Raw genomic sequence first — 25,692 nt, forward strand, 5'->3', positions numbered from 1 at the left:
CTGCAGCCCTCAACGACGCCGACAGCGTCATCATCGTGCCGGGCTACGGCATGGCGGTGGCGCAGGCGCAGCAATCGGTCTCCGAGCTCACCCGCAAGCTGCGGGCGGCCGGCAAGAACGTGCGCTTCGCCATTCATCCGGTCGCCGGCCGTTTGCCGGGCCACATGAACGTGCTTTTGGCCGAAGCGAAGGTTCCCTACGACATCGTGCTGGAGATGGACGAGATCAACGAAGACTTCCACGAAACCGATGTCGTCATCGTCATCGGCTCGAACGACATCGTCAATCCGGCCGCCCAGGAGGATCCGAACTCACCGATCGCCGGCATGCCGGTGCTCGAAGTCTGGAAGGCCAAACAGGTGTTCGTCTCCAAGCGTGGCCAGGGAACCGGTTACTCCGGCATCGAGAACCCGCTGTTCTACAAGGACAATACCCGGATGTTCTACGGTGATGCCAAGAAGAGCATCGACCAGCTGCTGCCCGCTTTGGTCTAAAAATGTCCTTTTTTGAAAGCTCTCGGTCCCATCGAACGCGATGGGGCCGAGGTACAACTCCCATCAAGCCGAGAGGTCGACTCCTATGGAAATGATGTCGTCTGCCTTGCCCCAGTAATGGGCCAATCGATGAAGTATGGAACTTCTGCTCGCTCGCGGTTCGCCTCAGGTCAAATGCAGGAGTATTTTTTGAATAGCGGAAGAGATACGGACATCAGCCGCCCTTGTTCAGATCGCGAGCTGAAATCTTGTCGTTAGCGGGAACACCGAGCCCGACCCGAGCGACGACCGAGGCGACCACTGCCGTCTTTGGTCTCTGATATCGCCGCCACTGCGCGCAGTGTTGATGATGGGTGTAAACGCGCCACCTCCTATAGCATCATCTAAACACATCTCCCCATGCCAGCAGCACGCCTGGTCTGGCCGAAGCGTGTGGTCGAACGCGAACTGAGTTAAAGGGCCAATCCTTGCCGATAGAGGTTAAGCTTGAGGCCCACGCAGAGATGCCGCCTGCGAGGATCGCTGCCCTCGAATGCCCGTAACTAACCAGTCAATGGTTACGATAAATCTGGGTTCGTGAGTTGCCGTGTAGTCGAGCCTTGCCAAAGGGTATTTCGCGTAAAAAATCGCCAATAAGCGCTGTGGCGCTTTCCGATTTTTCAGCGATGAACAAGGAGTGGAGCTCCCGACGTCTATCAGCTCCCGATGTGACATTGCAGGCTCGATGTTGACTCTATTATCTCCCCATTGGAAAAGGATGTTCGGCTAGAGAGGGAAAACGTTCATGGCAGACGAGAACAATACCGAAATCGACGAAATCGTGCCGCCGGCGGAGGTAGCGCCGCCCAAAAAGCGGCGGGGGCTGCGACCGAAGAATGTCGCTTCGGAAGCAATTGCGGAAACACCGGAAGCCGATGTTGCCCAGCCGGCGAGGGGGCGCAGGAAGCGCGCAGACAAGCCGGCGAAAGAGCAGGCCGTTTCCAAGACTAGGGCAAAGAACCTCGCCAAGAGCGCCGGAAAAATCCGTGCGGCAAAACAGGCAACAGAGACGTCAGCCGCAGCTCCGGTCCTCGACGGCATTGCAGATCTTCTTCAGCTCGAAGAGGAGAATGCGCGGCTCCGCAAGGCGCTGGCCGAAAAACTGCGGACTGAGAATGCCGATCTGCGCAAGCGGTTAGGTCTTGCCTGATCTCTCGGTGAAGGGCCGGTCTGATTCCACGACTGGCCCTCGTCATCGCGTTCTTGCTGGAGTTCCTTTGGGGGCTGCAGCAATGGATGCCGGTGCCATTGCTCGAGGTGGCGGCGCACTATGAAATCACCATGGAAGTATCTGGTCCAGCTGGCGTCTCGGGGACGCACGATCAAGGAGCCGGAGAGCCCGCGTGAACTCGAGGCCGATAAACCGGCTGCCGAAGTTGCCGAGCCGATAGCAGAAGCCTCGAACGAAGGTTCTGGCGACCTCCAAACAGCAACCACAAACACTGTTGTTGTCGCGGTCGCCGGAAGTGCGACGCCCTCCACGATGATCGATCGGTCAGGCGCCGAGGATCAGGCGCTGCTTACGGAGCAAGCACGTCCATCCCAGCCGATGATGGCGAAAGGAAAAGCGCGCAAGAGGAAAACCAACACCAGCGAAGTTGCAGTGACCGACGTCGTCGAATATGAAGGCGGTGGCTCCGGTGTTCCGCCGCCGCCGATGACCTTTTTCGATGAGATGACTGCACTGGACGAGGAAATCAGGCAACTAAGATACCGGTTGGCAGAAAAGTTGCTGTTACAGAACACGCAACTCAAGAAAATGCTCGAGCGCTTTGACGCATGATAAGCTGGTGTCGCGCTCTCAACGTTAGATCCATATGAAACCGCAGCAGCGAAAGTTTATCGTTGAAGTCAGATCGGCTCGCCGGCGCACGACCACCAGACCATCCTCCATTTGGGGGGATACGGATCTCAAGGCCCTCGCGCAGGAGATCGAGACAGAAGCGTCGCATTTGTTCGGGCCGGCTGAGCGCCTGAACGAGCTTTCTCCGGCGCCGAGCTCAGATGTTTTCCCGAACGAGGATACCGGAACAAACGCCGTTGCAGGATCCTCGGATCTCGCGGCCGAGGTAGAAGTGGGTACCGGTGCGAAGCATGCGTCCGGTTCCGCTCTCATCCCTCCATTGGATGCGGACCTTCCGAAGACGACCCCACCGAAAAAATCGAAGCGCCAAGGGTCAACGCGCCTGAGACGTCGCGTAGGCGGCCCGATTGTGGCTGCTCCCCCAGCAGTGCGCGACGAGCTTGCTGCGCTGGAGGAAGAGAACAGCCGGCTTAAGGGCCTATTGGTGCGTCGGCTTCAGCAAGAGAACATGCAGCTCCGGAAAATGCTTGAGCGGTTCTGATAAAACGAGGCGGCATTTTTGATGATCTTCGCAAGTCATCGCCCTCTCTTCAAAGCGGAATGACCGCCTTCAACCTTCGTCACGTGGGCAACAATGCGCCAGCCCATACCGCGCGTTGGCCACCGCTCAAAGCTCAAACAACCAGGCAGAAGTCCCATGTGCTGCTGCTGCTGCGAAAGCACAAATGATTGGGGCTATCGTTTGGATTGATCCGAATACACTGATATTCCGGCCACCAACGCATCGAAAACAGCTCGGATGCGAGGCAGCTCGCGCATATCTTCGTGCGTAACGACCCATGTATTGAGTTGTGCTGCAACAAAGCCGGGCAGCACGTGCCGAAGGCTTGGGTCCAGCGAGGCAGCGGGAGTTTGCATCACCCCGATACCTATCCCCGCCCGAACGGCAGCGGCCACCACTGGATGGCTGTCTGTTCGAAGCACAAAGTTTGTGCGCGTTACGGTCGGCCCAAGCGCGTCCGCCAGCGCAAGTTCGCGCGAATTGCGATCTGGTCCTATCAGATCATGGTCTGCAAGGTCCTCCAGGTTTTTGGGCACCCCGCGGGCGGCGAGATATCCCTTTGATGCAAAGAGCCCGAGTGGAAGAGCAGGCAATTTCTGCGCAACCAACGCAGCTTGAACAGGAGGTGTGTTCCGTATTGCAATATCCACTTCGCGTACCAGCAAATCAGCCACGCGATTGCTCGCCACCAATTCGATCCGAACTCCCGGATGGGATGCGCGCAGCCGAGTAAGGATCGGCGGTAGGACTTCGATCGCCATGAAGTCAGATGCACTCAGCCGAACGATCCCCGAGAGCGCACCGGCCGGCGCAGCAGCTTGACGTATAAACAGATCGGAGGCAGCCGCCATAGTGCGCACAGCTGCACCCAGCTCGAGTGCATGATCAGTCGGTGACAAGCCATTGACTGAGCGCGTGAATAGCGTGGTTCCCAGGGCTCCTTCAAGCGCCGCTATCCGGGCTCGGGCTGTGGGATGTGATATGCCAAGCGAGCGAGCGGCACCAGCCAGGCTGCCAGATTGGAGCACTGCAAGAAAAATCCGCTGATCGTCCCATAATACTGATCTGCTCATAATTTTATTTCTACCAGATAGCTACCTTCTTGCAATTCTATTTATAGCAAGCGCGCCTTAGGTTCCAAGCGCCCCTCTCGAACCAGGGAGATCGACTACGGCGTACCTCAAGGCGGCGCTCGCGCTTGGCACAACTGACGGTATCGGCGACGCGCTGCATGCTGTCATCAGCGCAGCCGAAAGCGCTGCTCAGTACGTGCTGTACCCCTAGTCGGGTCAAAGCTGGTGCCTCCGGTCCTAAGAGTTGGCTACTGGTCGAAGCACAGAAAGGATTGGTATGAGCACCATCAAATCCAACCTGCCGCGTAGGGCGGCATGGGCCTTATTTATAGCATCAGCTGTGGGTATCGCGCTTTACTCTGCGCCCCCCTATATGACACTTGATCCGACCTTGAGCAAAATCCCGCTCAACCGTGAACATCTTTCTCATCTATTTTGGATTTCGGTGCACGGCGTTCCGGCGTCACTAGGCCTCCTGATCGGACCGTTTCAGTTTCTTGCCGGATTTCGCAATCGCTTTCCGAGAGGGCATCGAAATCTCGGGCGAGTCTACGTGGTCGCTATTGTGATCGGCAGCATTGCGGGCTTCGTGTCCGCGTTGATGTCGACCTCGGGTATCCCGGCCCAAGTTGGCTTTGTTCTGTTGGCGATTTCTTGGCTGTTCACGATATGGAAGGGCTATCAAATGGCCAGGGAACGTCGTTTTGCGGAACATCGCGTCTGGATGATCCGCAACTATGCTCTGACGTTCGCGGCGGTGCTTTTGCGGGGCTTCCTCGGCATTGGTAGTATGGCGATGGCGATCTGGCCCCAGTCAACATTTAGCGACATCTATACCGCCAGCGTTTGGAGTTCGATCCTGATCTCCGCCCTGCTTGCCGAATGGCTGTTCGTCAGTCGATACCCCAGGCGTCAAGATTGATCTTTCTTTCGCCTCGCAAGCCATCCCGGCCGTTACTGTGTCATGGCAATAGTTGGTCTGCAGTACTGTCGCAACGAGCCCAGCAAAGCTCACCGCTAACTCTTCGGTCTTGACGGGCTCGCTCGCCGCCGTTCTGTCGACGGTCAACGATTGAAAGCGGCGCACCTCCGTCGCGCCTCCGGACTGCCACGCCTCGGTCCGGTCTGGCGAACGCTCGCCGGCGCAGTTGTGCAGAGAGCTTGGCAATAGGGGCGATAATTCTCCGGCATCGGCACGGTTCGCCGATGGCCGCGCGGGGAGAGCTTGGTGTGCAAAGACATGCGGCAGCGGAAAGCTACCGCTACGCTAAAAATCTCGCAAGAGGATCTCTTTGACGTGAGGTGGTTGCAAGACAGCGCCTGCATCAATTCCGGAATAAAAGGCTAATCGCGGTGCAAATCTACCCTGCAAACCCAAAAATCCTGATCGTTGAGGATGACGCTGAGATCAGCAATCTTCTGGCGTTGACCGTCCAGGAGAGCGGCATGATACCGACAATTGCCGCGGCCGGAAATGTGATGCAGGCGCTGTTGCGCGACAATGACTTCGACTTGATCGTGCTGGATGTGATGCTGCCTGGCGAAGACGGATTGAGTATCTGCCGGCGTATCCGTTCGGAAGAAACCACACCTATCATACTTTTGACCGCGCTCGGCGAAGAGGTCGATCGCATTGTCGGGCTGGAGGTTGGCGCAGACGATTACATCACCAAGCCGTTCAGCCCGCGTGAAGTGGTCGCTCGTATCCGCAGTATTCTTAGACGAGCGTCATACGGTCTGGCAAACGGCTCGATGCAGCAAAAGATGCGTTTCGACGGCTGGCAAATCGATCCGTTGCGCCGGCAGTTGCATGATCCAAGCTACGCTCGCGTGGCGCTGACGACCACTGAATTCGACTTGCTCCTAGGCTTTTGTCGCAATCCGGGACGGGTGATCACGCGTGAGGAGCTGCTTTCCCTCACACATACAGGGTTGGCCGGCCCGATCGAACGAAGCATCGACGTGCATGTCAGCCGGTTGCGCCAGAAGATAGAAGCAGATCCCAAGGCGCCCATTCTGATCCAGACCGTAAGGCTCGGGGGCTATGTTTTTACGGCCAAGGTCGAACAGGCATAAAGCGGTTGAAATTGGCGTTGTCCGTTTTTTGAAGGGGCGAGGATCTCGAGGAGGTACGTTGGGATTTCGGTTACCCCGGTTGCGCTCGACCATTCACGGGCAGATGACCGCCGTCATCTTCGTCTGCCTGGCGATCGTGATCGTCGCCGGTTCGTCACTCGAGCGATTGGTGCGGAAGGACTACGACGTTCCCGATCTGGAAGCCTTGTCCGATCGCGTTGCCGTGGTCGCTTCCATGCTGGCTTCAGCGACACCTTCAGAGCGTGGCACCATTTTCGAGATTGCCAACCGGGGAGACTGGAAGTTTTCTCTCCGGCCGATTTCCTTCTCTGAGCGGTTCACAACGACGTCGCCCACCGAACCGTTTGTCCACCGCGCAATTGACTGGTTTCTTCCTCCAGACAATGGAGCCGTTCCGTTCGGTGGGTGGCGGACCTTCGTTGACGGCAAACGCGTCCTTGCCGCAAAAGTCAGCGACGAAGAGATTGTCGTCCTGGAGCAGATGTCGGAGACCTTTCTACGCAGCGACGCCCTGAGCTTTGGATCGAACTTCCTGGTCGCGTTGGTTACATTGATGGTCCTGTTTTCCTTCTTTGCGGTCTGGGCGATCACCCGACCGCTGCGTCGAATTGCCTGGGCAGCAACGACGACTGACATTTCAGTTGGTTCCCCCCCATTCGAAGAGCGCGGCAGCGTGGAGATCGTGGCGTTGGCGCGTGCACTCAACGGGATGCAAAGGCGTGTATCGACGATGGCTGATGCGCGCACGCGCATGCTTCGAGGCATCAGCCACGATTTGCGGACACCGCTAACGAGGCTGCGGCTTCGTGCAGAGAGAATTCCCCAGGACGATGTTCGGGAACCCTTACTCGCGGATGTTGAGCGGATAGACCGTCTCCTGACGGAGAGCCTGAGCTATCTGCGGGATCACCATCAAAGCGAAAAATGCGAGCGCACCGATCTCGTGTCTGTATTGAAGACGGTCTGTGACGAATTCAGCGACATTGGCCATGACGTCCACTATCGGGGGCCTGTCCGGTTGATTGCGAGCTTCAGACCACTTGCAGTGACACGTGCGATCACCAATCTGTGCGAAAACGCTACCAAGTTTGGAACTCAGGTGGAGGTCGGCCTTAGTGTAGTGGGTGATGTGGCGGTGATTGCCGTTGCCGACAACGGGCCCGGAATCCCGGTTGAGCACCGCAAGCAGGTCTTGGAGCCTTTTTACAAGGTGGATACATCGCGCGGTGGCGTTGGTGCTGGATTTGGTCTGGGGCTTTCCATCGTTTGGGAGGTTGCGCAAGCACATGAAGGCGATCTGTCGTTACTCGAAAATGAACCCAATGGATTGGTTGCAAGGTTGACAATACCGCTCCAAACGCGGCGCCATTGAGGGTTGCTACAGACTACGATCCCTGTGTCAGTATCCGGGGCGATGTCGGTCGATCGACGCCGATGAGCGGCTCGCGTAAACGTTCGAAAAGTCGGCGATCAATCCCGTCCACCGGCCGGCCATTTGGCAACGATGATGTTTGAACACCTGTCGTGCATCGACTGGGCGTGCGTTCGACTATCTAGCCCGAAGGCGAAGGGCCGAGCGACCAGTGTTTCTTGATGGGGCATGGGATTTTTTGCGGACTTGCAGCAGCGCAATGCACGACGTGACTGCGCGTTTCTCCATGATGCGAGTATCTCGTCTTGTCGACCGAGAATCTCCGGGGGGATGTCCTCTGGTCTAGAACGGTCAGTCAGTGAAAATGTCTGCGCAACGCAACGGTCGTGAAGTTATTCGGCAGCAACTAAGAGTTATCTTATTGTGAAATCTCAGTATTTCGCGATGCATTATACATTCCTTAAGTGTATGTATATCATATATCCTCATCGGATCCGAGATGCTGTCGGAGCACCCTGCTGGCGATGCTGACATGAGGTCGCGGTCGTTTTGCCTTTTGCATTGTCGTCCAGGAGCTCACTATGTCACGGCCGAAGATCAAGTCTGCACTAACGTCGTTGCTGATGCTTGTTGGCTGCGTATTCGTCGCCTTTGCCGGCTTCGCAGTCTACAGCATGAACACATTGAACAATAACGTCGCGGAAGTAGCGACGGAATGGTTGCCCGGGGTCTCAGCGGCTAAGGAAATGAACATAGCCTTGTCAGCGATGCGTCGCGACTATCTTAACCACATCATGGCTCTCGACGATGCCAGCCGCCGAGAGGTCGAGGTAACCCTCGACAGGGATTCAAAGCACTTTCTAGAAGAGTTGGCCAAGCACGAGATCTTGAGTCGTGATGGCGCGGAGCAAGAGCTGACGAAAGACATTCGTGACAAATTTGCCGCCCTTAAGGAACTTGCAGGTCCCATGCTGGTGTTGTCGAGTGATGAGAAGTTGAACGACGCGAAGATCTATCAACAAACAAAGGTTCGGCCGGCCGCATCTGATTTGACGAACGCAATCGATCAGATAGTAAAGATCAAGACCGAAGGATCTCAAGCTGCCTATGAGACGAGCAGGCAGGTCTTCCAAACAACCATGACTTTTGCGCTCGTAGCAGTTGTAGTGGGTCTGGCCGTTATTGCTGGAGGAATATATTTCGGCTTGTCGGGGATAGCGATGCCGATAGAAGCGATCACTCTCTCGATGAAGCAGCTCGCAATGGGTAACACATCGACACCGATCCCGTACGAGGGAAGGGCGGACGAAATTGGCGATATGGCGGCTGCAGTCGCGGTCTTCAAATCGAATGCATTGGCAAATATTCAACTTGAGGCAGAAGCTGCCCGCGAACGGAACATGACTGAGAGCGAGCGGGCCCGAAACGCGGAGTCGGCTCGTGTAAAGGCCGAGGAAATGCGAGCCGCGACGGACGGCCTTGCTGCTGGTCTATCAAAACTGGCGGAGGGTGACCTCTCGTTCCAACTAAGCCACGCCTTCGCGCCAGAGTTCGAAACTTTGCGCCAGAATTTCAACGCTTCCGTTTTTCAGCTTGCGCAGACACTTCAGTCTGTCGCCACTTCTGCTGCATCCATAGACAGCGGATCCCAGGAAATCAGTCAGAGTTCCGACGACCTGTCAAAACGAACAGAACATCAGGCAGCTTCACTGGAAGAGACCGCGGCGGCGCTCGACCAGATCACGACGAACGTCTCGAACTCGTCGCAGCGAGCCGAAGAAGCGCGGGTGATCGCTGGTCAGGCCAATGCTAGCGCAATGCAATCCGGAATGGTTGTGGCCAATGCAGTCAATGCGATGGAACGCATAGAGCAATCGTCAGGCCAGATCTCCAATATCATTTCTGTGATCGATGAGATCGCATTTCAAACAAATCTACTCGCCTTGAATGCCGGCGTCGAAGCGGCCCGTGCAGGGGAAGCAGGCAAGGGATTTGCAGTGGTTGCGCAAGAGGTCCGAGAACTAGCTCAGCGCTCGGCTTCGGCTGCCAAAGAGATTAAGGACCTGATCCGGAACTCCACCCTAGAGGTTGAAAGTGGTGTGAAACTCGTTCGAGAGACGGGCACTGCCCTGAAGGTCATCGGAGACTATGTCGGAACAATAAATCAACATATGGTCGCAATTGCTCTGTCGGCGCGCGAACAATCCGTTGGGCTTGCAGAAGTGAATACCGCCGTCAACCAAATGGACCAGGTCACCCAGCAGAACGCGGCGATGGTGGAGGAAATGAATGCTGCAAGTGCGACGCTGGCGCAAGAGTCCAACCAACTGCGCGAACTCATATCTCAGTTCGCGCTCACTTCAGCCGCAAAGGGTCCTCAGCACGGTTTGCCACGGCGCGAACAACGGGCTGCATAGACCAGTCATGTCAACCCAACCGGCTCAAATAGACGGCAGCCGACGATTGATGTGGGGTATCTGAAATCCTCCTCTCGCACTCATAAGCGTCAGATCAACGACCCGCCGTGAAAGCACTGCGGGTCGTTTTGCTGGCACGGCAGGCAAGTATTCGTCTTGTTGCGCGTCCTCACTCACGATTTGGCGCGCATCTCGGCGGTGTGGTGCCAGAGTGGTACGCATCGCGCTTCCTGTTGCGGCGGGGCATGCCAAGAACTGTCGACACCGCGCGATTGGGCGCCCGGCCAGCTATGTTCCGGCGGTTTCCAGGGTGCGCGGGGGAAAGACCATTGCGAGCTCATTTACGGCATCGGTAATACGTCTGTCTAAAGCGAAATCCTCCGTAAAACCTTTCGCGGAGGTGTGGGCCGATGCATAAATCGCCGTGGGCAACGTTCTTGCTCGCAAGAAGCCAAAGAGTGGACGGAGCTGGTGCTCCACTACAAGGCTGTGCCGATCCCCCCCGCCAGTCGCACAAAGGATTACAGGCTTTCCATAAAACCCTTCAGGTTCGATTAGGTCGATCAGATGTTTGAACAGCCCGGGATAGCTGCCTTTGTATGTCGGCGTGCCGATGATGAGAACGTCTGCTGCAAGCATCGCCGAAAGGACTAGTTCAGCGGCGGGAGCCAGAGCTTGTCGGCTCAGCGCCGATCCGAGGGATGGCCCTAAATCCCCTAGATCATAGACTTGGGCGTCTACCGAGTACTTCGTGGCTGCCCGCTGCGAAATCTCTTCGACGAGCGCGCGGGTCGAAGAGGGGCGATTATATGAGCCCACGAACCCGACTAGCTTTGGATTACTCATCGTTGCGTTCTCCTTGTCGGCCGGGCCTAATCAGATTGTTAGCTCAGCTTGTATGTCGTGACCCGCGGTCGAGGCCCAAAGCCGCCTCAGTTCCTTTTCGGCCTCGGCGAGATAGCTCCGGGACAGGAGTGGAGCGGGATTTGGAGAGGCTCAAGCGATCTCATGGTCTGAGACTTACACAACTGGATTCCCGCCGATAATACGGCTCGAAGACTCAACTGTTTTGAATTGGGTTCACAGGCTTTTGAGACCGTCGCCGGCGCATAGAAACGATCATTCGTTTCCAGCATCAGTTCCTTCACGCCTCAAGTCTTGTGCACCGAGTGTTGATAGCGGATGCAATCCAGCTGGTTGCTTTCGTTGCATTCCCTTCAACCGACGGAGCACACTCGGAATGCTACAGGAAAACGTGCGCGCGAAACTTGTTGATGCGGCGCCGCACGCTGCATTCTTAGGCTGTCAGGTGAGGCGAGCGAGATTTCGGCAGAATATTGCGACCTCAGGAGATTGGTTCCCGCGCGTCATTTTTTCCAAGGTGCTGCACCAAATAGTCAATGAAAGCCCGAATGCGAGCTGCAAGATGCTCATGTCCGGCAAAGACGGCATGGATCGACTCTATGTCCCCTGGATTATACTCTTCCAGCACCGGAACCAATCTCCCCGCATCGATATCCGGCTGAACGTGAAATTGGCCGATACGCGCCAGACCCGTACCGGAAAGGCAAAGCCTTCGGATTATCATCCCGCTGTTAGCCGCGGTATTGCCCGATACGGGTAGGCGATAGACTTCTGTTGCCCCGGGCTCGCGGAAAGGCCATTCGTTCAGGTTGCGGCGAAAGTTGAAACTGAAGCAATTGTGATTGCCAAGATCTTGAGGCGTTTTCGGTATGCCCTTCGAATCGAGATAGCTTGGGGCCGCAACGATGACACGCCGGCTCTCCAGGAGCTTTCGTGCTTTAAGCGATGAATCGTCCAACGCTCCGGATCGGACGGCTATGTCAGTTCGCTCTTCGATCAGCCCGATAATGCCATCGCTCAACGAGACGTCGAGCTGAACTTCGGGATAAAGTTCAAGAAACGACGGTATCAATGGGAGGAGGTAGCGCTCGCCAAATCCGACGGACGCGTTTACGCGAAGTAGTCCGCGTGGCAGCGTCCTTCCCCCACCTGACACAATCTGTTCGGTTTCGGTTATTTCGGCCAGTATGCGCCGAGCGCGACCGAGATAGATTTCACCTTCCGGTGTTAGCGTCATCGTTCGGGTGGAGCGCACCAACAGGCGCGTGCCCAGCCGATCTTCAATTCGGGTCACGAGCTTGCTGACGGCTGACGGTGACAGCTTCAACCGGCGGCCGGCGGCGGAAAAGCTCTGTAGTTCGGCAGCCGTGACAAAGACTTCCATTTCACCTGTGCGATTATCCATGAGCCTGACTACCTATGAATGTGGTTCACAGGTATTTATCCAATGCTTGGCATTATCACTCAAGTCCTCCTTCGCCATATTGCAGTCAACAACCGCTCAACCGACAGCCCCCGCTGTCTTAGCAACCCCTGCTCGTAGGTGAGGGGGAAGGAACTATCATGCCCATTGCACTCTTTGCCTTAACGATCGCGGCCTATGCGATCGGAACCACCGAATTCGTCATCGTCGGGCTCCTGCCGACGGTTGCCAACGATCTCCACATCACCCTGCCGCTCGCCGGTCTCATTGTCAGCGTCTATGCGCTCGGCGTTACGTTCGGCGCTCCGGTGTTGACCGCGCTCACCGGCCGGATCGAGCGCAAGCCGCTGCTGGTCAGCCTGATGGCGCTGTTCATCGTCGGCAATGCTGCCGCAGCATTGTCGCCGAGTTATGAGCCTCTGCTGATTGCCCGCGTCATCTCCGCCTTCGCCCACGGCGTCTTCTTCTCGGTTGGCTCGACCATTGCCGCCGATCTCGTGCCCGAGGACCGCCGCGCATCTGCCATCGCCATGATGTTCATGGGCCTGACCGTTGCGATCGTCACCGGTGTTCCGCTCGGTACCTGGATCGGCCAGACCTTTGGCTGGCGTGCCACCTTCTGGGCCGTGACCGGCCTCGGCGTGATCGCACTCGCCGCGATTGCCGTGTTGCTTCCGAACACGCTGACCAAGGCACTGCCGGCCAAACTGATGGACCAGGTGCGCGTTCTCGGGTCGGGCCGTCTGCTGATCGTCTTCGCCATGACCGCATTCGGCTACGGCGGCACCTTCGTCGCCTTCACCTTCCTGGCGCCGATCCTGCAGGACATTACCGGTTTCTCTGAGGGCGCCGTCAGCCTGATCTTGGTGCTCTATGGCATCGCCATCGCCATCGGCAACATTGCCGGCGGCAAGATCGCCAACCGCGATCCGGTGAAGGCACTGGTCGGCCTGTTCCTCGCGCAAGCCGTTGTTCTCCTGTTCTTCGCCTTCACTGCCACTTCTCAAGTTCTGACGCTCGTGACACTGGCAAGCCTTGGCTTCTTGTCCTTCGCCACCGTGCCCGGCCTGCAACTCTATGTGGTCCAGCTTGCCAAGCAGCATCGTCCCGGAGCCGTCGACGTCGCTTCGGCCCTCAACATCGCCGCATTCAACCTCGGCATTGCCATCGGCGCCTGGCTCGGCGGCGTCATCGTCGCCTCGTCGCTCGGCCTTGGCATGACGCCGGTCGTCGGTTCCGTTCTGGTGGTGGGCGCGCTGCTATTGACACTTCTGAGTGGCGCACTTGATCGTCGCGCAGTCTCCCCGCTCACTGCGGCATAATTCCCGCAGGTCCGGCGCGCCACGCGCCGGACCTATTCGTCCAGCCCTGACTTCGGAGACCCCCATGTCCCTGGTATCCATACCCAAAGCCGGCGCGCTTGATCTCATTTGCAGACCAGAAGGTGGCCTGACGCTTGGCATCGAATTGCCACTCGACAATGACTGGTCGGCCGAGCGCGAGGCACAAAGGGTGGCAGAAGGCCGTCCCTTCGGTGTTCCTGATCTCACCGAGTACCCCGACCTTGTTCGTCAAGTTGACCGCTCAGGTTTTGCTGCGGTGTGGACGCGCGATGTGCCGGTTTTCGACCCCAACAACTTCGGCGATGCCGGGTCGGTCTATGATCCGTTTGTCAATCTCGGTTTTCTTGCAGGTATCACTGAAAACGTCGCGCTTGGAACAGCGGCAATTGTCTTGCCGCTGCGTCACCCGATGATGGTTGCCAAGGCGGCCGCATCGGTCGACAAATTGTCCGGCGGCCGGCTGATCCTTGGTGTCGCCTCCGGCGACCGACCAGTGGAATACCCACTGCTCGGTCTAGATTTCGAGCAACGTGGCGAAGCGTTTAGGGAGGCTGTCTCCTATATTCGGGATGCATGGAAAGCCGACGGATTGCCTCTCGGGGATGGGCGGATCGAGCCTAGCCTCGATCTACTCCCCAAGCCCGTGCAATCACAAATCCCTATGGTCATTGCCGGCCAGGGCCGTCAAACGCCAGAATGGATCGCCGCAAACATGCAGGGCCGATTTGTCTATCCCGGCGGCATCGAACGCATGGCTATGCAGTCCCGTGACTGGTTTGTCGCGAGAAAAGCTCTCGGTCTGTCTGCCGGGGCCTTCATCAGCGCCTTCCATCTCGATCTTGCCGATAACCCGGATGAACAGGCTACCCCGCGACGTTTTGGTGCCCGTATCGGCCGCAAGCGCTTCATAGATCACTTGCATGCGCTTGAGGATACCGGCGTCAACCATCTGGCCCTCTTGTTGCGCCCGTCACGCCGACCTCTCACAGAGATCATCGACGAGTTGGCGCGCGATGTCCTGCCCGCCCTCAAGGCCCGTTTCCCCATGGCCGAGGCTGCTCTTCAATAATCGAGGGAAAACCAGATGCATGCTGTAACTGCGAATGGTGCAACCATTCCGGCCCTTGGCTTCGGTACTTTTCGTATGTCGGGTATTGAGGTGCTGAAAATCGTTCCGCACGCGTTGAAGGCCGGATTCCGTCACCTCGATACCGCACAGATTTATGGCAATGAGGCAGAGGTTGGCGATGCTATCGCGGCCTCGGGCGTCGCACGTCGCGATATCTTCCTCACAGCCAAGGTATGGGTTGAGAATTACGAACGCGACGCCTTCGTCCGGTCCGTCGATGAAAGCCTGAAGAAGCTGAAGACCGACTATGTCGACCTCCTGCTGCTCCACTGGCCGAACGAAATGGCGGTTTCCGATGGCAGGATCGTTTCGCCAGAAGGCCTCTCGCCGATCTGGGATCGAGCGGCCTGATATCGAGGGGAACGGCACCTTTCACTTCCCCCTTGCAAGCGTCGGCGATCGGGATGCCGGCTTTCGCTTCCGCACGGAAGAGGCGATGAACTCCATCATAGGTCGCCGGCGCTTGATCCGCATGGGTAGCCCCAAAGGCTCGCGGGCGCGCGACATCGTCTAACCGGCGGCGTCGAGGCTTACGCTCGGCATCCACTCCGCCGGCAAAGTTTCGTGCAGCGCCTGTCGGATGATTGTAGCCAGATGCACGCCAATTGGGTTTGCCCCCCCACTGGCATCGTGAAGTCTGAGGCCAAGCGATGGCGGCGTGGGTAAACCGTTGGAAACAGGATCGAGCATGCGCACAGCCGGTGGTCGGCCGACTGGTGTGCGAAGTGCAATGCCGAGACCCGCTGAAGTTGCCGCCCACAATCCGCCCAGGCTTGGGCTTACGAAAGCGATGCGCCAAGCAATCCCCTGCCTATCCAGATGTTCGCAGGCGATGTTGCGCAGCAAACACGGAGCTTCCAGTGCCGCCAGCGGCAAAGGCTCATTTCCCCTGGCGGACCAGACAGGCTCACCGTCCACTGCGCCCAACCAACAAAGCGGCACTGAAGCGATTGTCTCGGCGGTCGACGCGACGCCATCATCCCACGCCAACGCTAGGTCGAGATGGCCAGCTGCGGTTTTTTCAATCAACTCGCTATTGCGCGCGATACGCCCCTCGATCCGCACCTTTGGGTGGGCTCGCGCAAAACGGCCCAGCACCTGCGGCAGTATGGTCTCGCCGAAATCCTCCTGAACGCCGAGACGTATCCAGCCTTCAAGCTCGACTCCGCGAACGGCGCTGATTGCCTCGTCGTTGAGATTCAGCAACCGTCGAGCATAGGATAGAAGCACCTCGCCGGCATCAGTGAGCCGCAATCCCCGTCCCGACTTCTGTACGAGCGGCGTTCCCGCTTGTTCCTCCAGCTTCTTGAGCCGCGCACTAATCGCCGAAGTTGATCGGCCGAGCCGGTCAGCCGCCTGCGCGAACGAACCGGCATCAATGCCAGCGACGAAGCTGCGAAGTGCTTCGATATCGAAGTTTACCAGGCGCATTCAATCATCCGAAAAAGCAGGACTATTAGTCCATAAAGATCTGATTGTTGGGATAATGATGTCGTCTCATACTACGCCCGTCAATGCTTTTCACGGAGCGTAGCAATGCCCTTCACTCGAATATCGTTACTCGCGGGCAAATCGTCCGCGTATCTCGCGGCGATCTCCGACTGTCTCGACCGCGCCCTCATCGATTGCTTTGAGGTGCCGGATAAGGATCGCTTCGCCGCGATCCACCAACATCAACCGGGCGAGTTGATCTTCGATCGCAGTTATCGCGGTGGCCCTCGATCGGACGATTACATCTTCTTCCACATCACAACCGGAAAGACGCGGTCTCAGGAAACCAAAGCACGCTTCTATCGCCAGCTGGTCGCGAATCTTGCTGAAGCTCCCGGTGTGAGGCCGGAGGACGTAATGGTAGCGATTGTAAACTCGACGGTTGAGGACTGGTCGTTTGCCGCTGGCATTCCGGCGCATACGACGATGGAAGCCGGCCAATGAACAATCCCTTCGAGATGCAAACTGCCTGCCCGCCGGCGATGTCTCTCCGGCTCGCCGGTGCCGGCATTTCCGTGGTCCCGGAGGGGGTCTCCAGCGGCTCTTTTCTTGTCCAGATGCTCTTGTCGAGCCGAACCGAAGGCGAGATGACGGCAATGCGCACCTTCATTCCACCAGGTGTCGTCACGCATTGGCACAGCCATCCGCGCGGGCAGCTTCTTTTCGTGTTGGATGGTGTTGGCATCGTCCAACGTGAGGGGGACGATCCGGTCGAAGTTCGCGCCGGGGACAGCATCTGGTTTGCACCAGACGAACGCCATTGGCACGGTGCTGCGCCATCCAGTCCGTTCAGTTACCTCAGCGTTCAACTGGTGAAAGACGGAACTGCTGTTCACTGGCTGGGACCAGTCGCACGAGGAGACCTGGTGTAATGATCGCAATGCAATACAGTTTCGTACTGCCGGCCGACTACGACATGACGATCATCGACCGACGGATTCGAGAGAAAGGGCCGCTGCTTGATGGTTTCCCGCACCTGCGATTCAAAGCCTATCTTTCGGCGCGGAAGCAAAACGACGGTTTCGCCAGTTTCGAGAACCTCTATTCGCCATTCTATCTTTGGGACACGTCGGAAGGGATCGATCGTTTCCTTTCCAGTACCGGCTTTGCGACGCTGACACGGGATTTCGGTTGGCCAGTCGTGCGGACATGGATGATATGGCACGCCGACCTGCATCCAGGCTTGAGGACCGCAAAGTTTGCGAGGCGTGAAATCGTACCAATTGCTCCGCACTCCGATTTCGCATCACAACGGAACGATGCCGTCACCGAGGCGCGATCAGCGATACATGAAGGCGCAACAGCAGCAATAGCCGCTTTCAGTCCCACGGAATGGACAGCAGTGCAGTTTAGTCTCTGGGATGCGGTGCCACAGCCCGTAAGCAGATCGGTTCAGACGTACGCCGTCGGGCACTTGTCACTCCCTAAATCGCAATGAAGCCGTGCCCTTGAACGAGCTTGGGCGCGAGGCTCATGTGATTTGCCGGGCGCTTTCGGTGCCAAGGCAGGATGGCTTCGCGGACGCGAATCCAACATCGCCATGCCGAAATTCGGGTCGTGCGGACTGGTGAATGGGTCTTTGCGGGTCGCCTGAATGCTGGTATTGACCTATTATGACCAGTTGGCGAAAAGGCTGAGATCCATGCAATTTGTACCTTCTGATACCACCTCAGTCATGATCGAAGCGGCGATTGCTGGCGGCAAGGTGGCGATGCGCTATTTCTCGGCCGACGAGCCGCTGGAAATGATCGAAAAGGCGCCGCGCGACTATCAACTCGCGGCCGATATCGAGACCGAACGGGCGATCGCAGCCGTGCTCGCCACGCAGTTCTCGGGGGCGGCGATATCTGGAGAAGAGGGCACGAGCGAACGAAAGGGAACGGGGACTGCATGCTTCGTGATCGATCCGATCGACGGCACTTCCAACTTCGCCTTCCGGATACCATTCTTCGCGCAAGTTATTTCCTACATGGAGGACGGCGGCATCGTATCAGGTGTCGTCTACGACCCCGTGCGCGACGAGATGTTCGTGGCCGAGAAGGGAAAGGGTGCCTACCTCAACGGCAAACGATTGCCGCCGCTTGGCGCGGTAGATCCGGAACGGTCGGTGATCGGTGTTGGACTTCCCATTCCCGGCCAGGTGCGAAGCGTTACCGTTGAGCGCTATCAGGGGGCGCTTTCCAAAACGATAGAAACGGCAGCCGTTACCCGCAGGCTTGGATCGGCAGCGCTCGCCGTTGCTTATGTCGCCGCCGGTCGCCACCATGCCTGCTTCGAAGACAGCCTTGATGTCCTTGACTATCTCGCCTCTGCCCTGATGGTCCGGGAATGCGGCGGCGTCGTCACCGATTTTCAGGGCGTCGAGCAGAATGGGAATGGCGCGGTTCTTGCCAGCGTCCCGTCGCTCCATCCGTGGCTGGTCAACCTGTTTGCCGGATGAAGGTAGCCAGCAGGCGCTCCAGGACTTCCGGCTCGTCCGTCGTAATCTGATCCGTACCCGCCTCAGCCAGCCGTTGCAACGTGGCCTTGAAGTCGGGATGATCGCTGTTGAGTGTGTATGCGTCGACTTTCATGCCGGCGGCTTGAAAAATCGCTACAAGGTTCACGCCCGCCTCCAGTCCGGCAAGCACGATCGGATATTCCAGATAAACGTAAGCAGCATGCGGAGCTGCAGCGATCGCCTCGTGGGCGAAGCTCGCGAAGGCTTTCGAGCGTCGCAGGGTCGGCAAGGTCTCGTCGGTACAGGGGTCATAGCCGATCTGCAATGTCGGCAGGCCATCGGCGAGCAATCGTAATCCGGCCGCATCACCGCCAGTCAGGACGAAGCGATGGGCGCAATCGGCAAGGCAGGCGCGAAAGCGCTCGAAGTGTAACTGCGATAGCGCGCCAACATCGTCCTTGAAATCGAGTTGCATGAGCGCACCGGAGCCCGACGATGCGGTGCGCATTTCCGCCGCCAGCTCGCCTAGGAGCATCGGCCCCCGGGCGGTGAGGTTGCCGTCGTCTTTGCGCATCAAGAATCCCCTGGCCACTGCTGCCGTCGCTTCAGCGACAGGGCCAGTGCCTTCAGTTTCCCGGTCGAGCGTGGCGTCATGCAGGCAGAGGAAGTCGCCATCGGCAAGAGCGCGAAGATCGACTTCCATGGAGGCGCCAAGGCGCGCTCCGGAAATTGCGTTTTCGCGATCAAAGGCGACATCGGAACGGCGACGGCGCAGCCGATGCCACTTGAATACAGGCTGCCGGGTCATTGCAAGGGACTGGAGGAACGCACGGTTTCATGTCCATCCTTGAAGACGCAATAGTGCCCCGCGCCAAGGAACACTTGCTGGCCGAGCTCGAGCGGCGTATCGGTGTCCATGTGGACCTTCAAGCGGTTCTGCCCATCGGTCGTCGCCTCGACCGTTCGGTAGGCGCCGAAGTGGACGATGCGAGTGATCTTTGCCGAGGCTCTGGTCAGGGCGTCGTCGAAGTGAATTTGCAGCTTCTCGGGCCTCACTGCGAGTGTCGCGGCGCCGTCGGGCAGGGCGACTCCGAGGTTCATGCCGGCGGCGTTGATCGCCCCGTTGCTGACTGTGCCTTCGATCATGTTCATCGCGCCGATAAAACCGGCCACGAACTTGTCATGGGGTCGTGCGTAGATCTCAGCGGGGCCACCCACCTGATTGATCTTGCCGACTGACATGACGACGATGCGGTCGGCAATGGCAAGTGCTTCGTCCTGTCCGTGCGTGACGAAAACGGTGGTGATGCCGAGTTCCCGCTGGATGTTTCGAACTTCTTCGCGCAACCGTTCGCGAAGATGCTGATCGAGACTGGCGAAGGGTTCGTCCATCAACAAGATCTTCGGCTCGAGCACGATGCAGCGGGCGATCGCCACGCGTTGCTGCTGGCCACCCGACAGACGCAAGGGGCTGCGTTTGCCGAAACCGGCAAGGCCAACGAGTTCAAGAGCCGCTTCGACCTTGCGGTCGACTTCGCCGCGGCTGAGTTTTCTCAGTTTCAGGCCAAAGGCGATATTGTCGTAGACATTCATGTGCGACCACAGCGCATGGCTCTGGAAGACCATGGCTGTCGGTCGGTGTTCCGGCGCTGCTGCGGTGACATCGACGCCATCTATGAGCACTTGCCCTGCCGTCGGTTTCTCGAACCCGCCCATGATGCGAAGCAGCGTCGATTTTCCGGAGCCGGATGGGCCGAGCAGGCAGACGAGTTCGCCCGACGCTATGTCGAGGGAAATGTCGCTCAGCGCCGTCATGTCGCCGAAACGCTTGTCGATTCCCTTCAATTCCAATTTTGCCATATCAACGCAATCCCGAATGCGAGGACTTCAACTTGCTCATGCTCCGAACCCCTTGGCGAACTGATTGGACGCAAGGACCCGGCGCGCAAAGAGCAGAGCGATAAATGAGGGCACCCATAGAAGCACAGATAGCACCGCGCCGTATTGGACCACGATCTGGCCTGTGATCATCTGCAGCATGACCATCGGCATGGTGCGCAGCTTAGGTGCGCCGACGAGCCATGCGCCCTCAGTCTCGTAGAAGGTGGACACGAAAGTCAGCAGCATGGCTGCGCCGATGGCGGGTGCCGCCTGCGGAATGGTGATGCGAATGAAGGTCCTGATCGGTCCAGCGCCGACATCCCGTGCCGCTTCCTCCAGCCGTCGGTCGACGCCGCGGAAGGCGGCCGAAGGAAGCCAGATCATGATCAGCATGGTGTTGAGAAGCTGAACCAGTACAATACCCCAGAAGGTGCCGACCAGCCGCAGGCTCAGGAACAGAGTGGCGATCATGACGATCAGGCCGAAGCGCGGGAACGCGTTGATGGCCAGGAACGACATCATGAACGTGCGTCGCCCGACGAACTCCATTCGGGCGAAGGCGTAGGCGGCCGGCAGGCAGATCACCGCCGAGAGCAGCGTAACTGTGACCGAAAGTGCTAGCGACAAACGCAGCGCCGAAAGCACGTCCGCGCGCGCAAGTGTCGTATGCCAGTACCGTAGACCCCATCCCGTCGGCAGCAGTGCCGGATAATACCATTGCTCGGCGAAGGCCCAGAGGAAGACGGTGGCGATCGGCATTACCACATAGGCGACAAGGACGACGAGGATGAGAGTTCCGAAAATGGAGCTGGCACGCATCTCACATGTCCTGTCTTTTCGTCAGCATAGCGACATAGATGATGCCGAAGACCGAACAGGTGAGGAAGGTCACAACGGCCTGGGCGGCCGCGAAGTCGGGCTCGCGCACTTCGGCAAAGGTTCTCAGCATATAGGGACCCATCATTTCCGGCGAGGCCGGCCCGAGCATGTAGGGGATAACGAACGAGCCGAACAGGCTGATGACGTTGAGGGCGACGACGACCAGCAGCGAATCCGCGATCAGCGGCAGGATGATCCGCCAGAAGATGGTGGTGTAGCCTGCGCCCACATCGCGTGCCGCCTCGATCGCTTCCTGCGAAACCTTGGCCATGCCTGCGGTCAGGATCAGAAGGGTCAGTGGCATGTGGTCCCAGACGAGGCCGATTACCGGTCCCCATGGCGTGAGATAGGGCGACTTGTAGAAGGTGAGGCCGACGGTTTCCAGCAGCGTCTGCAAGAGGCCGTTGGGGCCGATGTAGCGGATCAGCGCGTAGGCCACGATGATCCCCGGCACAAACATCGGAAACAGCGCCAGTGCCTGCACGACGGCGGCAAGCCGACTGCGGGTGAAATGGAGATAGATGGCAATAGGCAGGCAGACGACGACCAGCAATGCCAGCGTCACTGCCGTGGTCCAGACGGTGCGCAGATAGTTGGCCACGCTGTAGGGATCGGTGAAGAAGCGGTGGTAGCGGGCGAGTGTCCAGGAGACGGAGCCGTCCGTTCCCGTCTCCTGGAGTGTCCGCACGATGGAAACGCCGGCAGGGTAGAGCAGCAGGCAGGCCATGACCACGAGGGGAGGCCCGATCAGGATTAGACCTCGCAGGTTTCTAACAAATGCACTTTCGCGTCCCAAGGCCGGCGCTCCGCAATTAGTTTCGTGCGACGTTCGGCGCGACGTTGCGATACCAGCCGTCGTTGACGGCCGCTTCCCATTCGCCATCCGGGAAGGCCGGAATGGAGGATGGAATGATGTCCGCATTGGCGGTGCGGATGTCGTCCGACAGATAACTCCACTCGATCGACGGGAAGCCGGCGACCTGATCGACGATCTGCTCCTGCACGGCGGGCGATATCAACACATTGGCGAGCTTTGCGGCTGCCTCCCTGTGAGCGGCGTTGCTCGGAATGGTGCAATAGGCATAGCCGCCAACGAAGGCGAGGTCCTGCAACTGCGCAAGCTTGATGTGCGGCGGCAACTCGCCCGACTTCAGGCCCGAAAGCGCCTGGTCCGACCAGGTCGGGATCATCGAGACGACGCCGGACATCAGCAGTTGGAGCGAAGGAGTGTTGCCGGCGGTATAGGCACCTTGCTGATAAAGCGAGGGCGCAAGGTCCTTCAGGATTTCCCAGGCGGCCGGCAGCATCTTCTCGGCCTGTTCCTTTGAGAAGTTCTCCGTGGTGAAGAGCGACGGATCGCGGCCGTTTGCTTCGTGGATTGCACGACGCACGAAGTTGCCGCCCGATCCACCCTTGTCGGGGCGATTGTAGATGAATTGGCCGGGATTAGCCTTGATCCAGGTGGTTAGCTCAGCCCAGGTCTTCGGTGGGGTGGCGACCTTGGTGGAATCGTAGGCAAGAACAACCTGCGAGCCACGATAGGGTAGCCCGAAGGGCGTATCGACCGCGAGCTTGCTCAGCTTCTCGTAGTTGGAAAGGCCGGCTTTGGAGAAATCGAGCCACAACCCGGCCTCGATACCGCCGATCGTGTTGCGCGGGTTGAAGGCCTCCATGACGTCGACCTGCGGATCGTTTTTGGTCTTCAGCGCGGCAAGCGCGCGGTCGGCGAGCGCCATCATGCCCGAGTTGCCGTCGGATACGGTCACGTTGACGGTGAGACCCGGCAGCTCCTGCTGAAGCGCCGGAACAACGACGTTGGACCAGAAATCGGCAAGGTTCTGGTCGCTGCCGACGATGACTTCGACGGTGCCGTCATCGGCAAAGACCAGACGAGGCCCGATGGTGAGGGCGACCGCAGCGGTGGCGGTTCCCGCAAGAAATTCACGACGTTTCACTGCATATCTCCCGTTTTGCGATTGAGGATGTCGTCTTACTTGCCTGCGTTCTGCAGCCGGCGGAGGAGCTCCTCTTCCCCCGGCAGAGCTTTGCCGCCATGAGCGGTGACCGCGGCCGATCCGCATTGGACCGCAGCGTCGAGTACGTTTTCGAGTGGCCATCCCCGGACAAGCCCGTAGATGAAACCGGCGTTGAAGCTGTCGCCGGCGCCTGTGGTGTCCACGACGTCGACCTTGGGCGCGGGACGTTCGATTACTTCGGCCCCGCGCTTGAAGAGGGCTGCGCCTTTTGCACCGCACTTGAGGACCGTGAGAGGTGTGAACCGGCCGATCGTGGCAAGCGCCTTGAGGTTGCCATGGCCTGTGAGCCGCGCGGCTTCCGTATCGTTGAGCAGGAAGCAATCGGTGTTTTCTAGAATGGCAGGGAGATTGGCCTCTTCCAGGCTCTCATCCACGTGCTGACAATCGAAGCAGCAATAGATGCCAAGCGAGCGGGCGAAGGCGAAGAGTGTAGGCAGTTCGTTGCGGCAGGTCAGTCCCTGGACGAGCAAGATACGAGGGCGCAGGCGCTCAAGGACTTCGGCCGACGGTAACGTCTCAGGCCCGTCGAAGCGGCTGATGAAGCCGCGGTCTTCCGCCATCGAGAAAGCGGCGCTGACACGGATGCGGTGTTCCGATCGCCGCTGAAACAAGGAGGTATCCATTCCTTCTTTTTCTGCGGCGGAGATCATGAGGGTGCTGAAGAGATCACTGCCGGTTTCACACCACCAGGCAACATTTGTGTTGAGCAACGTGAGTGCGCGGGCGGTCGTGAAATTGGCGCCGGGCACTGCGTCGAAGCCTTGTGACCAGACATCCGCACCGAGCCTCGGCATTTCGCCGAGACCGGAAAAGATCAGGTCGAAGTAGTATTCGCCTGCCAGTAGAACGTCGTAGGGAGATGCCCGTTCCCGCCTGAGGAGCATTAGCGCCATTCCCCCGCAAACGCGCTGTGCGCGGCGATATATTCGTCGACCAGCGGCTCGGCCCTCGAATAGGAGAGGACGAGTGGATGGGCGACCAAGGCCTCAACCGCCAGATCCTTGCGGCGTTCTGCAATTGCCTTCACGGCAAGCCGCTCGTAGCGCTTGATGTTGTGAACGAGCTGAGCCGGGCCGTCCGGCATTGCACCAATTTTCTTCGGGCGGATGCCGCCCTTGTCGACGATGCAGCTTACCTCTACCACGTCGTCCGGACGCAACCCGTCAATGGCGTCGCCATTGCGGACATTGAGGCCGATGTGGCACTCGGCGCCGGTCTCCATGGCGTCGATGATGTTGAGCGCCACGCCGGCATAACCCTCGCCGACGCCGTCAGCGGCATGTGAGGCAACCGCGCGTATCGCCTTGTCGGCGTCCTCCATGCTTGGCGCCTCGGGACGCGCATAGTGCATGTAGGTCGCTTCACGGCGCTGCTCGTAGGAGAAGTAGGCAGCGAGCGCCGCATCGGGGTCGCGCTCTACGCCGATCGCCGAAAGCTGATCGATGAGTGCACGGTTGAGGTCGCGCACCTCCTCGCCGCGCGTACGGGCGTCGGACTGGATGTCGCCAAGTGCCTTTTCGGCATAGTAGAAGTAGTAGAGATACTCGTTCAGCCACAGACGGTGGCGGCGGATGACCGCCGGATCAAAAATACGTTGCGCCGTCTCTGCGAGGAAGGCGTCGTCATCGAGAAGGCCCTGGAGCACTTCTGTTCCGCCGACGCGGGCCGCACGGGTGTAGGAAAGGTGGTTGAGGCCGAACACCTCGGTCTGAACTTCGCGTACGGGAACACCAAGTTTCTGGGCGACGGCTTCCTGGGCGGCGTTCGCGCCGTCACAGATGCCGACTACGCGGTCGAAACCGGCATCCGAAAGCGCCTGCGCCACCAGGCCGGCCGGGTTGGTGAAATTGAAGAGCCACGCATCAGGGCTTACCCGCTTAAGCAGCCGCGCATAGTCGGTGATGACCGGAATCGAGCGCAACGCCATGGCAAAGCCCCCAGGTCCTGTCGTCTCCTGGCCAAGCACGCCGTGCGAGAGAGCGATGCGCTCGTCCTTGACACGGCCATCTTCGCCACCGGGGCGAACCGTCGTGACCACATAGCGTGTACCGTCCAGTGCACGCTCGGCTTCAGTCGTTGCCGAGATCTTCACCGGCGACTGCATCCGCATGGCGATTTCCCGTGCAAGGCCACCGAAAATGTCGAGCTTCTTCTGTTCGACGTCATGCAGGCAGATTTCGGTCAGGCCGCTGCGCTCTGCGCGCCGGAGAGCCGAGGCCACAAATAGAGGCGCTCTGACGCCGCCGCCGCCGATTAGAGTGAGCTTCATCTGTCACCTCAAACATTCAACTTGAAAGAGAGCTAACTGGTTATGTCCAGACATGTCAAGATAGCGCATTGCATTTGCA

Annotated in this window: 25 protein-coding genes and 1 pseudogene; 15 read left to right on the top strand and 11 right to left on the bottom strand. The window is 58.6% G+C overall.

Annotated elements, in window-relative coordinates; translation table 11 throughout:
- The 4 genes from IB279_RS25545 to IB279_RS25560 form a co-directional block, all read left to right on the top strand.
- Positions 1–494 (top strand): NAD(P)(+) transhydrogenase (Re/Si-specific) subunit beta (locus IB279_RS25545; RefSeq protein ID WP_192339953.1); only part of this gene is annotated, 494 nt, incomplete at its 5' end.
- A gap of 784 nt (positions 495–1,278) precedes the next feature.
- Positions 1,279–1,683 (top strand): SyrB-like regulator, encoded by a 405-nt coding sequence (locus tag IB279_RS25550; protein ID WP_113188197.1) that lies wholly within the window; start codon positions 1,279–1,281, stop codon positions 1,681–1,683.
- A 120-nt stretch (positions 1,684–1,803) separates the two neighbouring features.
- Entirely contained in the window at positions 1,804–2,316 is a 513-nt protein-coding gene (locus IB279_RS25555; RefSeq protein WP_113188196.1) for a hypothetical protein, read from the top strand.
- A 34-nt stretch (positions 2,317–2,350) separates the two neighbouring features.
- Complete coding sequence (locus IB279_RS25560) at positions 2,351–2,878, top strand: hypothetical protein (RefSeq protein WP_113188195.1); 528 nt, start codon at positions 2,351–2,353, stop codon at positions 2,876–2,878.
- Positions 2,879–3,072: 194 nt separating this feature from the next.
- Here the strand turns inward: IB279_RS25560 and IB279_RS25565 are convergent, their stop codons facing one another.
- Positions 3,073–3,972, bottom strand: a complete 900-nt coding sequence (locus IB279_RS25565) for a LysR family transcriptional regulator (protein ID WP_113188194.1) — start codon at positions 3,970–3,972, stop codon at positions 3,073–3,075.
- A 277-nt stretch (positions 3,973–4,249) separates the two neighbouring features.
- Between IB279_RS25565 and IB279_RS25570 the strand changes: the two genes are divergently transcribed.
- From IB279_RS25570 to IB279_RS25585, 4 genes are all read left to right on the top strand, one after another.
- Entirely contained in the window at positions 4,250–4,894 is a 645-nt protein-coding gene (locus IB279_RS25570; protein ID WP_192339955.1) for a DUF2306 domain-containing protein, read from the top strand.
- A 437-nt stretch (positions 4,895–5,331) separates the two neighbouring features.
- Complete coding sequence (locus tag IB279_RS25575; protein ID WP_375292960.1) at positions 5,332–6,048, top strand: response regulator; 717 nt, start codon at positions 5,332–5,334, stop codon at positions 6,046–6,048.
- A 79-nt stretch (positions 6,049–6,127) separates the two neighbouring features.
- Entirely contained in the window at positions 6,128–7,441 is a 1,314-nt protein-coding gene (locus IB279_RS25580; RefSeq protein ID WP_246802111.1) for an ATP-binding protein, read from the top strand.
- 581 nt (positions 7,442–8,022) lie between these two features.
- Positions 8,023–9,858 carry a methyl-accepting chemotaxis protein gene (locus tag IB279_RS25585; protein ID WP_113188190.1) on the top strand — a complete coding sequence of 612 codons (1,836 nt, stop codon included), beginning with the start codon at positions 8,023–8,025 and terminating at the stop codon, positions 9,856–9,858.
- 288 nt (positions 9,859–10,146) lie between these two features.
- Here the strand turns inward: IB279_RS25585 and IB279_RS25590 are convergent, their stop codons facing one another.
- Together IB279_RS25590 and IB279_RS25595 are read right to left on the bottom strand one after the other, a co-directional pair.
- Positions 10,147–10,704, bottom strand: coding sequence for an NAD(P)H-dependent oxidoreductase (locus IB279_RS25590; protein ID WP_113188189.1), 558 nt, complete (start codon positions 10,702–10,704; stop codon positions 10,147–10,149).
- 499 nt (positions 10,705–11,203) lie between these two features.
- Positions 11,204–12,127, bottom strand: coding sequence for a LysR substrate-binding domain-containing protein (locus IB279_RS25595; protein ID WP_113504512.1), 924 nt, complete (start codon positions 12,125–12,127; stop codon positions 11,204–11,206).
- 158 nt (positions 12,128–12,285) lie between these two features.
- Between IB279_RS25595 and IB279_RS25600 the strand changes: the two genes are divergently transcribed.
- From IB279_RS25600 to IB279_RS25610, 3 genes and pseudogenes are all read left to right on the top strand, one after another.
- A complete protein-coding gene (locus IB279_RS25600; protein ID WP_192339957.1) occupies positions 12,286–13,467 on the top strand; it encodes an MFS transporter in 1,182 nt (393 codons plus the stop codon).
- 64 nt (positions 13,468–13,531) lie between these two features.
- A complete protein-coding gene (locus tag IB279_RS25605) occupies positions 13,532–14,557 on the top strand; it encodes an LLM class oxidoreductase (RefSeq protein WP_113188186.1) in 1,026 nt (341 codons plus the stop codon).
- A 15-nt stretch (positions 14,558–14,572) separates the two neighbouring features.
- Positions 14,573–14,899 (top strand): annotated as a pseudogene (locus IB279_RS25610) (aldo/keto reductase); the annotation flags it as partial.
- Positions 14,900–15,127: 228 nt separating this feature from the next.
- On the opposite strand, the gene IB279_RS25615 reads toward IB279_RS25610, so the two are convergent.
- Positions 15,128–16,048, bottom strand: a complete 921-nt coding sequence (locus tag IB279_RS25615; protein ID WP_113188185.1) for a LysR family transcriptional regulator — start codon at positions 16,046–16,048, stop codon at positions 15,128–15,130.
- Between the two features lie 105 nt (positions 16,049–16,153).
- Here IB279_RS25615 and IB279_RS25620 point away from each other — a divergent pair, with 105 nt between their 5' ends.
- The 4 genes from IB279_RS25620 (at position 16,154) to IB279_RS25635 (ending at position 18,548) form a co-directional block, all read left to right on the top strand.
- Positions 16,154–16,552, top strand: coding sequence for a tautomerase family protein (locus tag IB279_RS25620; RefSeq protein ID WP_192339959.1), 399 nt, complete (start codon positions 16,154–16,156; stop codon positions 16,550–16,552).
- On the top strand, positions 16,549–16,980 hold the full coding sequence (locus tag IB279_RS25625) for a cupin domain-containing protein (protein ID WP_113188183.1): 432 nt from the start codon (positions 16,549–16,551) through the stop codon (positions 16,978–16,980). Before IB279_RS25620 ends, IB279_RS25625 begins: the two co-directional genes overlap by 4 nt.
- Positions 16,980–17,546, top strand: a complete 567-nt coding sequence (locus IB279_RS25630) for a DUF4865 family protein (protein WP_113188182.1) — start codon at positions 16,980–16,982, stop codon at positions 17,544–17,546. Before IB279_RS25625 ends, IB279_RS25630 begins: the two co-directional genes overlap by 1 nt.
- Positions 17,547–17,750: 204 nt before the next feature.
- The gene (locus IB279_RS25635) at positions 17,751–18,548 is read left to right on the top strand and encodes an inositol monophosphatase (protein ID WP_210338707.1); all 798 of its coding nucleotides are present in this window, start codon (positions 17,751–17,753) and stop codon (positions 18,546–18,548) included.
- On the opposite strand, the gene IB279_RS25640 is transcribed toward IB279_RS25635, so the two are convergent.
- The 7 genes from IB279_RS25640 to IB279_RS25670 form a co-directional block, all read right to left on the bottom strand.
- Positions 18,529–19,356 carry a glycerophosphodiester phosphodiesterase family protein gene (locus IB279_RS25640; RefSeq protein ID WP_113188181.1) on the bottom strand — a complete coding sequence of 276 codons (828 nt, stop codon included), beginning with the start codon at positions 19,354–19,356 and terminating at the stop codon, positions 18,529–18,531. The two genes, IB279_RS25635 and IB279_RS25640, sit on opposite strands and share 20 nt — an antisense overlap.
- Positions 19,353–20,408: an ABC transporter ATP-binding protein gene (locus IB279_RS25645; RefSeq protein ID WP_113188180.1), complete on the bottom strand. Its 1,056-nt coding sequence runs from the start codon at positions 20,406–20,408 to the stop codon at positions 19,353–19,355. The genes IB279_RS25640 and IB279_RS25645 overlap by 4 nt, the downstream gene beginning before the upstream one ends.
- Positions 20,409–20,444: 36 nt before the next feature.
- On the bottom strand, positions 20,445–21,188 hold the full coding sequence (locus IB279_RS25650) for an ABC transporter permease (RefSeq protein ID WP_375292961.1): 744 nt from the start codon (positions 21,186–21,188) through the stop codon (positions 20,445–20,447).
- A 61-nt stretch (positions 21,189–21,249) separates the two neighbouring features.
- Positions 21,250–22,035: an ABC transporter permease gene (locus IB279_RS25655; RefSeq protein WP_246802133.1), complete on the bottom strand. Its 786-nt coding sequence runs from the start codon at positions 22,033–22,035 to the stop codon at positions 21,250–21,252.
- An 85-nt stretch (positions 22,036–22,120) separates the two neighbouring features.
- Positions 22,121–23,263, bottom strand: a complete 1,143-nt coding sequence (locus tag IB279_RS25660) for an extracellular solute-binding protein (RefSeq protein WP_113188177.1) — start codon at positions 23,261–23,263, stop codon at positions 22,121–22,123.
- A gap of 35 nt (positions 23,264–23,298) precedes the next feature.
- Positions 23,299–24,138, bottom strand: coding sequence for a carbohydrate kinase family protein (locus IB279_RS25665; RefSeq protein ID WP_162741208.1), 840 nt, complete (start codon positions 24,136–24,138; stop codon positions 23,299–23,301).
- Between the two features lie 89 nt (positions 24,139–24,227).
- Positions 24,228–25,613 carry a 6-phospho-beta-glucosidase gene (locus IB279_RS25670; protein ID WP_113188175.1) on the bottom strand — a complete coding sequence of 462 codons (1,386 nt, stop codon included), beginning with the start codon at positions 25,611–25,613 and terminating at the stop codon, positions 24,228–24,230.
- Positions 25,614–25,692 lie beyond the last annotated feature (79 nt).

Origin of the sequence: Ensifer sp. ENS06 (assembly GCF_014852205.1) — a bacterium.
Classification (GTDB): Bacteria; Pseudomonadota; Alphaproteobacteria; order Rhizobiales; family Rhizobiaceae; genus Ensifer; species Ensifer adhaerens.